Raw genomic sequence first — 15,193 nt, 5'->3', positions numbered from 1 at the left:
GGCATGAGCGACACGGCGCACATCGCGGAAGACCGGCCTGAAGAGAAGGATCCCTATCTCGTTCCGGCCCTCCAGCACGGCCTGAAAATCCTGATGCTCTTCTCGCGCGAGCAGCCGCTGCTGGGTGCGCCCGATATCGTCCGCCAGCTCTCCCTGCCGCGCGCCTCCGCCTTCCGCCTGCTGCACACGCTGGAGCAGATGAACTTCCTCGTTGCCGATGGCGATCGCAAGTTCCGCCTCGGCCCCGCGGTGCTGGGCCTCGGTTTCGGCTACCTCGTCTCCGACGACCTCGTGGACATCGCCCAGCCGATCCTGCGCCGCCTGCGCGACCAGACCGGCCTTTCCAGCCACATGGCCGTGCTCGACGGCAAGGAAGTGGTCTACGTCATCCGCCATGCCGCCCGCTCCACCATTGCCAGCAGCGTCAGCGTCGGCACGCGCTTTCCGGTCCACGCCACGGTGATGGGGCGGATGCTGATCAGCGACATGACCCAGGCGGAACTGCGCGCCATGTTCCCCGACGAGCGCCTGCCGGCCTTCTCGCCGCAGACGCCGAAGACGGTCAGCGAACTGGCCTTCATGCTGCGCGAGGACCGCGAGCGCGGCTACGCCGTCAGCCAGTCGTTCTTCGAAAAGGGTGTGTGCACGGTGGCCGCCCCCGTGCGCGACGGCTTCGGCCAGACAGTCGCCTCGATCAACGTGACCGCAGTCGATTCCTATGTCGACGAGACCCGCCTGCATGGCGAACTGAAGGACGCGGTGCTGGAAGCCGCACGCATGATCGGCCTCTGGCTGAGCCCTGGCGGCGCCGGCGTCCAGATCGACTGAAACCCCTCGCTGATGGCCGCCGGCATCGCGAGGATACCGGCGGCCCGGTCAGGTCCCGGGAGGGGATGACGGACGCGCGTCAGCGCGCGTTGTATTTCTGGTCGACCGCGTTGATCGCGTCCACGTTGCCCGCGGACCGGCCATTCGGGTCGAAGGTTTCCTTCAGATAGGCATCGGCGATCGCCTTTGCCAGTTCCTCGCCGATGACGCGCGCACCCATGGTGATGATCTGCGCATTGTTCGACAGCGCGGCCCGCTCCGCCGAATAGGTGTCGTGGCACTGCGCTGCCCGGATGCCCGGCACCTTGTTGGCCGACATGGCCACGCCGATCCCGGTTCCGCAGATCAGGATGGCCCGGTCATAGGTCCCGTCGAGCACGGCGCTCGCCACCCGGTCCGACAGGTTGGCGTAATAGGCATCCGGCCCGGCATCGGTGCGCGAGATCTCCGAAACCTCGTGCTTGTCCTTCAGGTAATCGGCGAGAATCTTGGCCAGGCCTTCGCCCGCGCTGTCTCCTGCAACGGCAATCTTCATGATCGTCTCTCCTTGTCAGATCGTGGCGGCGCATTTCGCCAGGATGTCGAGGTAACCCTCGACGGTCCAGGCCGAACGGCCGATGAAAAGCCCGTCCACGTGCGGACAGGCGATGAGTTCCTCGCAATTGCCGGGGTTGACCGAGCCGCCGTAGAGGCACGGCACGCGCCGGCCGAGAACATCCTGCGCTACCGCGATGATCTCGCCCTGGCGCGCGTCGGCATAGTCGCTGGTTGCCGGAATGCCGTTGACGCCGATCGCCCAGACCGGCTCGTAGGCCAGCAGCACCGGCGCCTGTTTCCGGATCCCGTCGAGCTTGCCCAGCGCGCCGCGCACCTGGGTTTCGAGTACCTCCTGTGCCCGGCCGCCTTCGCGCTCGGCCAGCGTCTCGCCGATGCAGATCAGCGGGATCAGGCCGTGACGCACCGCGGCCGCCACCTTCAGGCCCACCGTCTCGTCGGTTTCTCCGAAATGCTCGCGCCGCTCCGAGTGGCCGAGTTCGACGAGGTCGAGGCCGCAATCGGTCAGCATGACCGGCGAGATCTCGCCCGTCCAGGCACCTTCGTCGGCCCAGTGCATGTTCTGCGCCCCGACCTTCACGGACGTGCCGGCCAGCACGCGCTTGACCTCGCGCACAGCCGTGAAAGGCGGGATGACGAAGCGCTGGATGCGCGGGTCGCGGGCACCATCGGCGGCCGCGAGCGCCTCGGCGAAGGCGAGCGCCTGGTCCAGCGTCTTGTTCATCTTCCAGCTCGTGCCGATCCAGAAGTGCGGGCTGTCGGTCATGGCATGTCGTCCTTGGCAAGCGTGAGAGTGACCCCTGCCCGCTCGAGCGTGGCACGGGAATTGGCATCGGGCGCATCGTCGGTGATCACCGCGTCGAAGGCGGCAAGATCGGCCAGCACGTGCAACGCGGACCGCCCGAAGCGGCTGTGGTTGACGAGAAGGCAGCGCGTCGTGGCCGCCTCCATCATCGCCCGCTTGGCGCGAACAACGGACTCGTCCATGTGAAAGGCCTGCAGGCCTGAAACGGCGGGCGAGGAAATGAAGGCGATGTCGGCGCGCAGCCGGGCCAGCGCTTCCTCGGTGATGATGCCGAAAAACGCGTTGAACTTGGCCGAGTAGACGCCGCCAAGCGCGATCAGCGTGATGCCGGCCTCGCCGCGCAAGCGGTCGATGACGGCGGCATTGTTCGAAATCACCGTCAGCGGCCGCTTCTCGGGCAGCAGGCTGCCGAGCAGACCGGCCATCGATCCGTCGTTGACCATGACGGTCATGCCCGGCTCGACCAGTTCCAGCGCCGCGCGGGCCATGCGCGCCTTGGCATCGCCGTCCTGGCGCTCGCGCACCCGGAAATCGCTCTCGAACTGCGTACCCGCCTCGATTGTCGCCCCGCCCCGCACCTTGCGCAGCAGGCCGGCCTGTTCCAGGTCGTCGAGATCGCGGTGGATCGTCATGCGCGAAACGGCGAAGCGCTCGGCCAGCGCGTCGAGGTCGACCGCCCGGTTCTCGATCAGCAGGTCCATGATGGCCTGCCTGCGCTCCTCTCGCTTCACGACATTGCCTCCCGCCGTAGCGTGTTCGCCATCTCCCTAGATCATTTAATCACAAATTCAAACAATATTTTTGGGATTTTGTGATTTAATATTGCGAATTATCACATTTTGCCCTATCCGGTCGTCGCCATTCGCTGCCGGACCGACCGGCGGCGCGTCAAGCGCAACGCCCGTCACAAACGGGACGAGCCCGGTTTCCAAGTGAGGACCCCATGAAGTTTTTCGTCGATACCGCCATCGTGGACGAGATCAAGGAACTGAACGACTACGGCCTGCTCGACGGCGTGACGACCAACCCGTCGCTCATCGCCAAGTCCGGCCGCGACTTCAAGGAAGTGATCGCCGAGATCGCCTCGCTCGTTGAAGGGCCGGTGTCGGCCGAGGTCGCCGCCATGGACTTTGACGGCATGGTCGCCGAGGGCGAGCATCTCGCCGCCATCGCCGGCAACGTCGTCATCAAGCTGCCTCTGACGCTCGATGGCCTGAAGGCCTGCCGCCACTTCGCGCAGAAGGGGATCGGCACCAATGTCACGCTGTGCTTCTCGGCCAACCAGGCGCTTCTCGCCGCCAAGGCCGGCGCCACCTACATCTCGCCCTTCGTCGGCCGGCTCGACGATATCCATGTCGACGGCATGGACCTGATCCGCGAGATCCGCGCGATCTACGACAACTACGGCTTCCAGACCGAAATCCTGGCCGCGTCCATCCGCTCCGCCAACCACGTCAAGGACGCGGCGCTGGCCGGTGCCGATGTCGCCACGATTCCCGCCGCCGTCATCAAGGGCCTCGCCCGCCACGTGCTGACCGACAAGGGCCTCGACCAGTTCGCCAGGGACTGGGCTGCCACCGGCCAGTCGATCCTCTGACACGCGCCATGCCCGCGCGCCGGATCGCCGGCGGGCGGGCGTCGCGCCCCGCTCAGCCGGCCGCGAGCATCACGCCGACGAGATCGTCGGCAGACAGGGCCGCCGGGTTGGCCTTCATCGAAGACGACGAGGCGGCCGCCTCCGCCGCGCTGGCCCGGATGCCTTCATCCACGCCCATGGCGGAAAGCGACGGCAGGCCGTTGTCCCGCGACCACTCCGCCAGAACCGATGCCGTGGTTTCCAGCGACATGCCCTCCGGCAGCCCGAAGGCAGCCCCGATCCAGCCCGCGACCTCGTCGAAACGGCGCACCAGCGCCGGCTTGCTGACCGCGCCCCGGTTGGCGACGAGAACCGGCGGCAGCAGCACGCCGCAGATGGCACCATGCGCCGCGCCGGCAAGGCCGCCCAGCGGTCCCGCCAGCCCATGCACGGCGCCAAGCCCGGCATTCGCCAAGGCCAGCCCGCCGCACAGGCTCACCCAGGCCATCTCGTCGCGTGCATCGGCATCCTCGCCGTCCATGAGCCGCTTGAGAGCGGCAAGCCCGCGCGGGATCGCGTCGCGGCAAAGCGCATCGGTCATCGGGTTTGCCCGCATGCAAAGATAGGGCTCGATGACCTGCGTGATCGCGTCCAGCCCGGAAGCCAGCGTCACCGCGCGCGGGCATCCGTCGGTCAGCGCCGGGTCGACGATGGCAATGTCGGGCAGCATCCGCGGATCGCGCAGCGACACCTTGCGCCGGTGCTCCGGCACGCCGATCACCGCGTTCCGGGTCACCTCGGCCCCGGTGCCTGCCGTCGTCGGCATGGCGACGAATGGCAGCGGGGCGACGTCCAGCGGCAGGCCCTTACCCACCACTTCCAGGTGATCCATCATCGGTCTGGGCGCGGGTGCAAGCGCCGCAATGGCCTTGCCGGCATCGATCACCGCCCCGCCGCCGCAGGAGACGACCACCTCCACGCCGCTGTCGCGTGCCAGCGCCACGCCAGCCTCGATCATGCCCGTGTCCGGTTCGCCGGCGACCGGGAAGCCCGTCACCCGGCAGCCCTCGGCGACGAGCGCATTGGCCAGCGGTGCGCTGCGGCGCGGGCTCGACCCGTGGACCAGCAGCACGGAGGTCCCGAAACCGGCAATGCGGGCCGGCGCGCCAACGGCCTGGCCGCGGCCGAACAGGATTTCCGTGGCTGTGCGAAAGGAAAAGCTTGCTGTCATCTCTGGCCCGGCCGGTTCCGCTCCCTGTTCACGAATCGGGCGTCAGAGTTTCAGACTTTCCGCCCCTGTGTCGATATGCGGCGCCCAGAAGGCCACGCTTTCGGCGATCTGCGGAATGACCTCGCGGTCGTTCGGTTCGCGCTCCTTGAAGCTCAGTTCCAGGCAGATCTCGTTGTCCGTCGCCCCGCCTTCGGCCAGTGCCGCCAGCAGCGGTTCCGGCTGGATGCGCCCGCGTGCGTTGAACTCCGCTGTGAACGGGCGGTGCCCGCCCTTGTCCATCAGGCTCTGCTTGATGTGGATGATCGGCGACACCTTCGGCACAGCCCGTGCCCAGGCATAGGGATCGAAATCGTCCGGGTTCGGCGAGGTCACGTCGCCGTGGTCGATGTCGGCCATCATCCACATCGGCACCGCCATGCCGGCCGCCGTCAACCGGTCCTGCAGGGCGAGGCAGGCCTCGATCGTCTCGCCGAACTCGCGGCCGATGCTCATCGGCTCCCAGAAGACATAGTCCAGCCCGGCCGCCTTCGCGTGCTCGGCCACCTCCGCCCAGCAATCGATGGCGATGCGGATCAGATCCTCGCGCCGGGCGGGATCGTCGAAGTCCTTGTAGGTGAAGATCGCGAACTGCGTGCCCACCGTCACCCCGCCGAGATCGCCGATGATATCCGCGAAGGTCTTGAACCAGTCGACATAGTAGCGCCGCACCTCCGGGTCCGGGTGCCCGAAGTGATTGAGCCGGCCATAGGGACCCGTCATGCCGCTGGTCACCCGTACACCGGTACGCTGGCAGGCGGCACCCATCTGCCGGGTCAGGCGGCGGATCACCGGTGCCGGCCAGGACGGGTTGATGAACTCGTGCGTCAGCTGCAGGTCGCGCAGCCGCAGGTCCCGCGCCACGGTCTCGATCAGGTCGTCCGGGTCGGCGAAGCGGTTGACCAGCGGATTGGTGTTGAGCGACAGCGTCAGGCCCATGATGGCGTCCCCCTCAGGCGGCGTCGGCGAAACGCTGCGCCTCGAACCATTCGGCGAAGGCTTTCCTCTCTGCGCCGGTCATGTGCAGGCCGTGCTTGGTGCGCCGGTCAAGAATGTCGTCGGGCGCCTGCGCCCATTCCCTGGCCACCAGGTAGCGCGCTTCCGCTTCGTAGAGCAGCCCGCCGAAGTGGCAGCCCAGCCCGTCCAGCGATACCGCACCATTCAGGACGTCACCTGTCCGCGAACCATAGAGCCGCGCATAGTGCATCAGCAGGGACCGTGGCAGCCAGGAATGTTCCTGACGCAGGCCGTTGACGAAACTCTCGAAATCCGCGTTCGCCATGTCGCCGCCGGGCAGCGTCGCGTGCTCGGTCCAGTCACCGCCCATCTGCGGGAAGACGGTCTTGAGTTTCGCCATGCCCCGCTCGGCCAGTTCCCGGAACGTCGTGATCTTGCCGCCGAAGATGTTGAGCAGGGGTGCGCCGCCGGTCTCGTCGAGGTCGAAGACGTAGTCCCGCGTCACGGCAGACGGGTTGCCCTTGCCGTCATCGAACAGCGGCCGCACGCCGGAGAAGGAATGCAGCACGTCCGCGCGCGTCAGCTTCTCCTTGAAATAGCGGTTGACCGCGGCGATCAGGTAATCGATCTCGTTCTCGTCGGCCGTCACGTTTTCCGGCTCGCCGTCATAGGCGATGTCCGTCGTGCCGATCAGGGCCTTGTCGCCCTCGTAGGGATTGATGAAGATGACGCGCTTGTCGGTGTTCTGGACGAGATAGGCATTCGAGCCTTTCCAGAACTTCGGCACGATGATGTGGCTGCCCTTGACGAGGCGCACGTTGCGGCTGGAATTCGCACCAGCGACACGGCCGATGACGTCCATCACCCACGGCCCGGCCGCGTTGACGATGCACCGCGCCCGGAAATTCCGGGTTTCGCCGCTCGTCTCGTTGCGGGTCGTCACACTCCACGCGCCGTCCTCGCGGCGTACCGAGGTCGCCGCCGTCCGCGTCAGTACCTCGGCGCCGCGTTCGGCGGCATCGAGCGCGTTGAGGACCACGAGCCGCGCGTCGTCCACCCAGCAGTCCGAATACTCGAACCCCTTGGTGAACTGGTCGAGCAGCGGCGCGCCTTCCGGGTCGCGGCGAAGATCAAGCGTTCGCGTTCCCGGCAGTTTCTTGCGCCCGCCGAGATGGTCGTAGAGAAACAGGCCCAGGCGAACCAGCCAGGCGGGGCGGTCCTGCGGACTGTGCGGCAGCACGAAACGCATCGGCCAGATGATGTGCGGCGCCGCGTTCATCAGCACCTCGCGCTCGATCAGCGCCTCGCGAACCAGCCTGAACTCGTAATATTCGAGGTAGCGCAAGCCGCCATGGACCAGCTTGCCCGATCGCGACGAGGTTCCCTGCGCCAGGTCGTCCTTCTCGCAAAGAACGACCGACAGGCCACGTCCGGCAGCATCACGGGCAATGCCGGCCCCGTTGATCCCGCCACCGATCACGAACAGGTCGATCATCTGCGAACTGTCACCCATGCTGAACTCCCTCAGGCGTGCCGCGGCCGGTGAGGCCGCTCCTCCGGCCAAGCGTCGCGGCGACCGGTCATGTGTCGCTCCCGCCTTCCGCACCCGCCGGAAAGCCGCGCCGGTCTCCCTCGCTTTCCCTATACCGCAAGATGGGCCGTGTTTGTGATTTTTTTTGCGTCGATTGAAATTTTTTTCAATCCGGATGAACTCGCGGCCGCCGGCGAATGCAAAAGCCGCACGCCCACGGCATGCGACTTTCACTCCGTTCTCCCGCGACGTCAGGCCGAGCGCGCCAGGCTCTCGGCCGCCAGGCGGCCGTCCAGGGCCAGTACCTGCGCCACGGCGTCGGCCGCCTCGGCGCCCTTGCCGACGAAATGATCGCGGAAGAAGGCGGTCATCGCCTCGACCGGCTGGTAGTTGTGCGGCGTGAGCGACACCGAGAAGACCGGCACGCCGGTATCCATCTGTGCGCGCATCAGGCCGTCCACCACGGCGGAAGCCACGAAATCGTGCCGGTAGATGCCGCCATCGACCACGAAGGCAGCGGCGACCACGGCGTCGAAGCGGCCGGTCTCGGCCAGCTTGCGCGCCAGCAGCGGCATTTCGAACGCGCCCGGCACGTCGAAGGCATCGACGGTCGCGCCGGGCATCAGCCGGGCAGCGACGTCGATGAAGCCCTCGTGTGCGCGGTCGACGATGTCGGCGTGCCAGCGGGCCTTGATGAAGGCGATACGGGGAGAGGGGGAAATCTGTGACATTGCGGAACCCTTGCGTTGAACGTTGCATCAGGTCCCAGAGCATGACCATGGACCGGCCGGCCCCGAAGGGCCTGCCATCCGCGGTTCTCTTCCATCCGGACTGTGACCGTCGGCTCCGGAATTACACCGGATCTGCTGACCTTCCGTCGCCGGAAGCGCTCGCGGGCTATACCGCCGGTGGGGAATTTCACCCCGCCCTGAGAACGCGAAAACTCGTAGCGCAGCAGCGCCCCCCCGGTCAATCTCCGGCGTCGGGCACCGGCGTCAGCCGAAGACCACCGTGCGGTTTCCGTTCCGCATCACCCGGCGCTCCAGGTGCAGCTTGACCGCGCGCGCCAGCACCCGGCTCTCGATGTCGCGGCCGACGGCCACGAAATCGTCCGCGCTCATGGCATGCGTCACCCGCTCGGTTTCCTGCTCGATGATCGGCCCCTCGTCGAGGTCCGGCGTCACGAAATGGGCCGTCGCACCGATCAGCTTCACGCCGCGCGCATGGGCCTGGTGGTACGGACGGGCGCCCTTGAAGGACGGCAGGAAGGAATGGTGAATGTTGATGACCTTGCCGTAGAGCCGCTTGGCCAGCGTGTCGGACAGCACTTGCATGTAGCGCGCCAGCACCACGAGGTCGGCGCCCGTCTCGCGCACCAGTGCCAGCAGCTTTTCTTCCTGCTCGCCCTTGTTGTCCTTGTTCACCGGCCAGCAATGGTAGGGAATGGCCTCGGCCTCGGCGGTGGCCCGGCTGGCCTCGTGGTTGGAGACGATCGCCACCACCTCGGCATCCAGCCAGCCGACCCGGATCTGGTAGAGCAGGTGCAGCATCGCATGGTCGAACTTCGAGACCATGATGATGATCTTCGGCCGGGCCTTCGCATCGGTCACCGAAAGGCGCATGTCGAACCGGTCGGAAACCGGCTTCAGTGCCTTCTCGATGCCGTCACGGTTGTGGCCGTCCGGCACATCCATCGCGATGCGCAGGAAAAAGCGGTTGGACTCGCGGTCCCAGAACTGGTTGCTCTCGGCGATGTTGGCGCCGATGGCGGCCAGTTCGGTGGTCACGGCGGCAACGATGCCGGGCTTGTCGTCGCAGCTCAGCGTCAGGATATGGGGATGCATCTGGAATGTTCCGTTCGAGATCGGGCCGGCGGTCGGGTCCGCGGCGTGAGGCGTGGGTCTCCCGTCGCTGACTTATACCGATCCCGCGCCCTGTCAACTCGCCGGGGCGCCCCGGCGCTTGACAAGACGGCACGGGCGGCCAAGGAGTACCGGCAGGCCGGGCAAGACGAGACCGGGCCGGACGTTTTCGTTGCCGAGAGAAACAGGGCGTGCAACCGGATTATGCCATTATCGGCGGCGGGGTCGTTGGCCTGTCGGTCGCGTGGGGCCTGCTCAAGCGCGGCTTTCGGGTCCTCGTGCTGGATGGCGGTGACCGGACCTATCGTGCCAGCCGCGGCAACTTCGGGCTCATCTGGGTCCAGTCGAAGGGCCTGAACGAGCCTGCCTATGCCCGCTGGACCCGGAACTCGGCCGCCGCATGGGCCGGCTTCGCCGCCGAGCTGGCCGATGCCACCGGCATGCCCCTCGGCCTGAACCAGGCCGGCGGCTTCGACTACCATCTCGACGAGGCTGCGCTGGAGCGCCGCGTCGCGCAATACGAAGGGCTCAAGGCCGCGCTCGGTGGCGACTATCCCTTCGAGGTGCTCGGGCACAATGCCCTGAAGCGCGAGGAACCGAACATCGGCCCGAGGGTCGCCGGTGCCATCCTTCACCACGGAGACGGCCACGTGAACCCGCTGCGCCTGCTGCGCGCCCTTGCCGGTGACGTGCGCCGTCTCGGCGGCGAGGTTCGCACCGGGGTCGAGGTGATCGACGTCGTCCATGGGGACGGATTCACGCTCACCCTTGCCGATGGCGGCACGGTCCGCGCTGCCAGGGTGGTCCTGAGCGCCGGTCTCGGCGCCATGACGCTCGGGCCGAAGCTCGGCTTCCTCGCCCCCGTCCGCCCGCAGCGCGGGCAGGTCCTGGTCACCGAGAAGCTGCCGAAACTGATGAATCGCCCGTCCGGGATCATCCGGCAGGTCGACGAGGGCGGCGTCCAGATCGGCGACAGCAACGAGGAGGTCGGCTTTGACGATGGCGTGACGCTTGAAACCGCCGCTGCCATCGCCGCCCGCGCGGTTGCTGTCTTCCCGGCGCTCGAGCGGGCGCAACTGGTCCGCAGCTGGGCTGCCCTGCGCATCATGTCGCCCGATGGCCTGCCGATCTACCAGAAGAGCCCGACCATGCCCGGCGCGAGCCTCGTGACCTGCCACAGCGGCATAACGCTGGCCGCCGCCCATGCCCGTTTCCTGCCCGACTGGCTGGAGGACACGGCCGAAGCGCCCGACCTGGAGGTGTTCCGTGAAGACCGTTTCGCCGTTTCGTGAGCTCGATCCCGCAGCCCAGCGTGTCACGATCCGCTGGCAGGGCCGCGATCTGGTGGTGCCGGCGGGCAACCTGGCAGCCGCGCTGCTGGTGGCGGGGATCATGCCCTTCCGCCATACGCCGGTCTCCGCTGCGCCACGCGGCCCCTTCTGCATGATGGGCGCCTGTTTCGATTGTCTCGTCGAGATCGACGGCGTCAACCGGCAGGCCTGCATGATCGAGGCCGCCGAGGGGATGGCCGTCGCGATGCCTCGCGTGGAGAACCGCGAATGACCGCCGCGGATCTCGTCATCATCGGCGCCGGTCCGGCGGGCATGGCGGCCGCGCGCACCGCCGCGGACGCCGGCCTGTCGGTTCTCCTCCTCGACGAGCAGCCCCGGCCCGGTGGCCAGATCTACCGCGACGTCGAGCGCGTCGCACCCGTGCGCGGCGCACTTCTGGGCGAGGACTATACCGCCGGCCTGCCTCTCGCCCGCGGTCTCGATGGCGACCGGATCACCCGTGTCCCCGGCGCGACCGTCTGGTCCATCGAGAACGGCACCCGCGTTGCCTGGACCGCCGAAGGCCGGGTGAGGCAGGCGGCGGGCCGTCGCCTCCTGCTCGCAACCGGCGCGCTCGAACGGCCCATGCCCCTGCCCGGCTGGACCCTGCACGGTGTCATGACCGCCGGTGCCGGACAGATCCTGCTCAAGCAGTCCGGCATCGTCTCCGGCAATGCCGTGCTCGTCGGCGCGGGGCCCCTCCTCTACCTGGTCGCCGCGCAGATGGCGCGCGCTGGCAGCCCGCCTCGCGCACTGGTCGAGACGCAGACGCCGCGCGACCTCTCCGCCGCGTTCCGCCATGGGTCCGGCGCCCTGCGCGGCTGGCGGCTGATGCTCAAGGGTATCGGGCTCCTCGCAGAACTGCGCCGCGCCGGTGTACCGCGTCACCGGGCCGCGCGCTCGATCGCCATTGAGGGAACCGGCCGCGCCGAGGCCGTCTGCTTCCAAAGCGGCGGCCGGCGGCACCGCGTCACTTGTGACACCGTCTACCTGCATCACGGCGTCGTGCCGAACACCCAGGCGTCCCGTGCAATCGGTGTGGAGCATCGCTGGAACGCCGGGCAGCACGCCTTCGAACCGGTCACCGATGCAGATGGCCGCACCAGCCTGCGGACGGTCTTTGCCGCTGGCGATGGCGCCGGCATCGGCGGGGCGAAGGCCGCCGAACTGGCCGGCAGGGTGGCGGCACTTGCCATTGCCCGCGATCTTGGCGCTATCGACGACACGGCCCTGGCCGCCGCCACGCGGCCGCTGCGCCACGCGCTGGCGCGGGAACGCGCGCCGCGAGCCTTCATCGACGCGGCCTACCCGCCCTTCGCGGAAGCGCTGCTGCCGGCCGATGACACCATCATCTGCCGCTGCGAGGAAGTGACGGCCGGCGCCATCCGCGGCTTTGCCCGCTTGGGCTGCCTCGGCCCCAACCAGGCAAAGGCATTCGGGCGCGTCGGCATGGGACCCTGCCAGGGCCGCTCCTGCGGCCTCACCGTCAGCGCCATCCTGGCACGGGAAAATGGCCGGACGCCGGAGGAGACCGGCTATTTCCGCATCCGTCCGCCGCTCAAGCCCGTAACGCTCGGTGAACTGGCCGCACTGACCGCCGCGGACGAAAACGAAATTGACCGCCGCCGGTGAACCGGGTCATCTGGCTGGGATGAAAACCACCAACCGCATCCGCCTGCGCCATATCCGCTGCTTCCTCGCCCTGGCCGAGCTTGGGTCCATGACGCGCGCCGCCGCCGCGCTCAATACCGTTCAGCCGGCCCTGTCGCGCACGCTGCGCGAACTGGAGACCGAACTGGGCCAGTCGCTGTTCGAGCGCACCGGCCAAGGCCTTGTCCTCAGCCGTGCCGGCGAAACCTTCCGCCGGCACGTCGCCACCGGCATGGCGCAGATCGAGCGCGGCATCAGCGAGGCCTGCGGTATCGCCGAAGCCCGCACCGTGTCCGTCGGCATGCTCCCCAACGTGGCGCGCACGCTGGTCCCCCGCGCGGTTTCCCGCTTCAAGGAGACCGCCTCCGATGTCGATGTCCGCATCCATTGGGCCAATGTCTCGGAACTGGTGGAGCGCCTCCGGCACGGTGAGATCGATTTCCTGGTCGGCCGCCTCCTGTCGCTCGACCACATGAGCGGCATCAGCTTCGAGCATCTTTACTCCGAGACACTGGCCTTCGTGGTGAGAAAGGAGCACGCGCTGCTGGACGAGGCGCACGTCTCGCTCGACGACATCGACCGTCACCTGGTGATCGTGCCGCTGCCGAACACCATCATCCGCACCGAAATGGACCGCTTCACCGTCGCGCGCGGACTGGCGCAGTTCCGCAACAAGATAGAGACCGTGTCCTTCGAATTCACCCGGACCTACCTCGCCGGCAGCGATGCCGTGGCCTGCCTGCCGGTCGGCGCGATCCGGCAGGAACTCGCCGACGGCCGCCTCGTCCGCCTGCCCGTCACCGGCGACGAACTGGTCAGCTCCGTCGGCATGTCCTTCATCGCCGGCCGCGGCCTTTCACCGGCGGCCTCCCAGATGAGCGACTTCGTCCGCGATGCCGCGAAAGCCTACGCCACCCTATAACATTTCCGCTATAGGGCGAACTGGATCGTTATTTCTCAAAACAGTCGCGTCTGGCTATCGTCCGGCGGCAGTGACCGGATGGCCGTTTGGGAGGACGCCATTCGGCAAGCCCGTTGCGCGGCATGATCGCGCAAGGCGTTGACCTTTTGCCAGTTTCCTCCCGAACAACCGAGGCCGGCCCTGACCTGCCGGATGCCGATAGCGGGACGATGATGCGCAAAGCCAGGAACATCCTTTTCATCATGTTTGACCAGCTTCGCTGGGATTACCTGTCCTGTTATGGCCATCCGCATCTTCACACGCCGAACATCGACCGTCTTGCCGCCCGCGGCGTTCGCTTCGACCGTGCCTACATCCAGTCGCCACTGTGCGGTCCGTCGCGCATGTCGACCTATACCGGCCGCTACGTCCACAGCCACGGCGCCACATGGAACAACGTGCCGCTGAAGGTCGGCGAACGCACCATGGGCGACTACCTGCGTGACGCCGGCATGGGCTGCTGGCTGGTCGGCAAGACCCACATGGCGGCCGATGCCGAGGGCATGCGCCGTCTCGGGCTGGAACCCGACAGCGTCATCGGCGCGCGGGTCGCCGAATGCGGCTTCGACATCTTCGAGCGCGACGACGGCATGCGCCCTCAGGGTCCGGACGGCTTCTACGACGAGGGCGGTGCGCTCCGGTACAACGAGTATCTGCGGTCGAAGGGCTACGACAGCGACAACCCCTGGCACGACTATGCCAATTCCGGCGTCGACGACGACGGCAACGTGCTCTCCGGCTGGTTCCTCAAGAACGCCGACCAGCCCGCCAACATCGCCGAGGAAGACAGCGAGACGCCCTACCTCACCCGCCGCGGCATGGAGTTCATCGAGGCGCAGGGCGACCGGCCCTGGTGCTGCCATCTCTCCTTCATCAAGCCGCACTGGCCTTATATCGTGCCCGCCCCCTACCACGACATGTACGGGCCCGAGCACTTCCTGCCCCCGGTGCGAAGCCAGGCCGAGTTCGACAACGCCCACCCGGTCTTCAAGGGCTTCATGAATGCCCCGATCGGCCGCGCCATGTCGCGCGACGACATCCGCGAAAAGGTGATGAAGGCCTACATGGGCCTGATCAAGCAATGCGACGACCAGATGGGCGTGCTGTTCGGCTGGCTGGAGAAGACCGGCCGCATGGACGACACGATGATCGTTGTGACCTCGGACCACGGCGATTTCCTCGGCGACCACTGGCTTGGCGAGAAGACCTTCTTCCAGGACGCCTCGGTCAAGGTACCGCTGATCGTCTATGATCCGTCGGCAGAGGCCGACGCCACGCGCGGCACCGTTTGCGATGATCTCGTCGAGTGCATCGATCTCCTGCCGACCTTCCTCGATGTCGCCGGCGGCGACACCGCGTCCGTCGATCACGTCCTCGAAGGCCGCTCGCTGCTGCCGCGACTCCATGGCCGGCAGGACGCGGCCCCGCGCGACCACGTGATCTGCGAATACGACTATTCGGCCAGCCCGCTTGCCGCTCGCCTGGAACTCGATCCCGCCGATGCCCGCATGTTCATGATCGCGGACCGGAACTGGAAACTCATCCACTTCGAAGGCGGCTACCGGCCCATGCTCTACGACCTGGCCAGCGACCCGCAGGAACTGGTCGACCTGGGCGAAAGCGATGCGCACCAGGGCGAGATCGACAGGCTCTACGAGGCCCTGTTCGCCTGGGCGAGACGGCCGTCGCAGCGCACGACCATGTCCCGCCAGCAGTTGATTGCCGCGCGCACCAAGGTCGGCGGCAAGGGCGTGCTGATCGGCATCGTCGATGAAAGCGATGTCGCCCCGGAAATCACCATCCACTACGTCGGCCGCAAGGCGCCCGACAGGCGGACGCTTTTCAGAAAGGCAGGCGAGTGAGCCGGGAG

At 67.3% G+C, this 15,193-nt stretch carries 15 protein-coding genes and 1 riboswitch; of the genes, 7 read left to right on the top strand and 8 right to left on the bottom strand.

Annotated elements, in window-relative coordinates; all coding sequences use genetic code 11:
- The first annotated feature begins 3 nt into the window (after positions 1–3).
- Complete coding sequence (locus CSC94_RS13795; protein WP_099306940.1) at positions 4–828, top strand: IclR family transcriptional regulator; 825 nt, start codon at positions 4–6, stop codon at positions 826–828.
- A gap of 79 nt (positions 829–907) precedes the next feature.
- On the opposite strand, the gene derI is transcribed toward CSC94_RS13795, so the two are convergent.
- Genes derI through CSC94_RS13780 form a run of 3 tightly spaced genes read right to left on the bottom strand, consistent with a single transcriptional unit; the run spans position 908 to position 2,919 of the window.
- The gene (gene derI, locus CSC94_RS13790) at positions 908–1,363 is read right to left on the bottom strand and encodes a D-erythrulose-4-phosphate isomerase (RefSeq protein WP_099306939.1); all 456 of its coding nucleotides are present in this window, start codon (positions 1,361–1,363) and stop codon (positions 908–910) included.
- A gap of 15 nt (positions 1,364–1,378) precedes the next feature.
- Positions 1,379–2,149 carry a triose-phosphate isomerase gene (locus CSC94_RS13785; protein WP_099306938.1) on the bottom strand — a complete coding sequence of 257 codons (771 nt, stop codon included), beginning with the start codon at positions 2,147–2,149 and terminating at the stop codon, positions 1,379–1,381.
- Positions 2,146–2,919, bottom strand: a complete 774-nt coding sequence (locus CSC94_RS13780; RefSeq protein ID WP_099306937.1) for a DeoR/GlpR family DNA-binding transcription regulator — start codon at positions 2,917–2,919, stop codon at positions 2,146–2,148. Before CSC94_RS13780 ends, CSC94_RS13785 begins: the two co-directional genes overlap by 4 nt.
- 212 nt (positions 2,920–3,131) lie before the next feature.
- On the opposite strand from CSC94_RS13780, the gene fsa reads away from it, so the two are divergent.
- Entirely contained in the window at positions 3,132–3,785 is a 654-nt protein-coding gene (gene fsa / locus CSC94_RS13775) for a fructose-6-phosphate aldolase (RefSeq protein WP_099306936.1), read from the top strand.
- 52 nt (positions 3,786–3,837) lie between these two features.
- Here fsa and CSC94_RS13770 read toward each other — a convergent pair whose 3' ends face one another.
- From CSC94_RS13770 to purU, 5 genes are all read right to left on the bottom strand, one after another.
- Complete coding sequence (locus CSC94_RS13770) at positions 3,838–4,995, bottom strand: iron-containing alcohol dehydrogenase (protein WP_099306935.1); 1,158 nt, start codon at positions 4,993–4,995, stop codon at positions 3,838–3,840.
- A 42-nt stretch (positions 4,996–5,037) separates the two neighbouring features.
- On the bottom strand, positions 5,038–5,970 hold the full coding sequence (locus tag CSC94_RS13765) for a sugar phosphate isomerase/epimerase family protein (protein WP_099306934.1): 933 nt from the start codon (positions 5,968–5,970) through the stop codon (positions 5,038–5,040).
- Between the two features lie 13 nt (positions 5,971–5,983).
- Positions 5,984–7,501: a glycerol-3-phosphate dehydrogenase gene (locus tag CSC94_RS13760; RefSeq protein WP_099306933.1), complete on the bottom strand. Its 1,518-nt coding sequence runs from the start codon at positions 7,499–7,501 to the stop codon at positions 5,984–5,986.
- Positions 7,502–7,770: 269 nt separating this feature from the next.
- Positions 7,771–8,241 carry a 6,7-dimethyl-8-ribityllumazine synthase gene (locus tag CSC94_RS13755; RefSeq protein WP_205853317.1) on the bottom strand — a complete coding sequence of 157 codons (471 nt, stop codon included), beginning with the start codon at positions 8,239–8,241 and terminating at the stop codon, positions 7,771–7,773.
- 88 nt (positions 8,242–8,329) lie between these two features.
- Positions 8,330–8,459: riboswitch (FMN riboswitch) on the bottom strand.
- 55 nt (positions 8,460–8,514) lie between these two features.
- On the bottom strand, positions 8,515–9,363 hold the full coding sequence (gene purU, locus CSC94_RS13750) for a formyltetrahydrofolate deformylase (RefSeq protein WP_099306931.1): 849 nt from the start codon (positions 9,361–9,363) through the stop codon (positions 8,515–8,517).
- Positions 9,364–9,572: 209 nt separating this feature from the next.
- Between purU and CSC94_RS13745 the strand changes: the two genes are divergently transcribed.
- The 5 genes from CSC94_RS13745 (at position 9,573) to CSC94_RS13725 (ending at position 15,185) form a co-directional block, all read left to right on the top strand.
- On the top strand, positions 9,573–10,673 hold the full coding sequence (locus CSC94_RS13745; protein ID WP_099306930.1) for an NAD(P)/FAD-dependent oxidoreductase: 1,101 nt from the start codon (positions 9,573–9,575) through the stop codon (positions 10,671–10,673).
- Positions 10,648–10,944 (top strand): (2Fe-2S)-binding protein, encoded by a 297-nt coding sequence (locus CSC94_RS13740; protein ID WP_425356520.1) that lies wholly within the window; start codon positions 10,648–10,650, stop codon positions 10,942–10,944. The genes CSC94_RS13745 and CSC94_RS13740 overlap by 26 nt, the downstream gene beginning before the upstream one ends.
- Positions 10,941–12,344 carry an FAD/NAD(P)-dependent oxidoreductase gene (locus CSC94_RS25175; protein ID WP_099306928.1) on the top strand — a complete coding sequence of 468 codons (1,404 nt, stop codon included), beginning with the start codon at positions 10,941–10,943 and terminating at the stop codon, positions 12,342–12,344. The genes CSC94_RS13740 and CSC94_RS25175 overlap by 4 nt, the downstream gene beginning before the upstream one ends.
- 19 nt (positions 12,345–12,363) lie before the next feature.
- Entirely contained in the window at positions 12,364–13,284 is a 921-nt protein-coding gene (locus CSC94_RS13730; protein WP_205853309.1) for a LysR substrate-binding domain-containing protein, read from the top strand.
- Between the two features lie 212 nt (positions 13,285–13,496).
- A complete protein-coding gene (locus CSC94_RS13725) occupies positions 13,497–15,185 on the top strand; it encodes a sulfatase-like hydrolase/transferase (RefSeq protein WP_099307077.1) in 1,689 nt (562 codons plus the stop codon).
- Positions 15,186–15,193: the final 8 nt, after the last annotated feature.

The organism is Zhengella mangrovi (genome assembly GCF_002727065.1).
In the GTDB taxonomy this organism is placed as follows: domain Bacteria; phylum Pseudomonadota; class Alphaproteobacteria; order Rhizobiales; family Rhizobiaceae; genus Zhengella; species Zhengella mangrovi.
The sequence above is the reverse complement of the archived record's forward strand: the minus strand, read 5'-3'. Positions and strand labels throughout refer to the sequence as shown.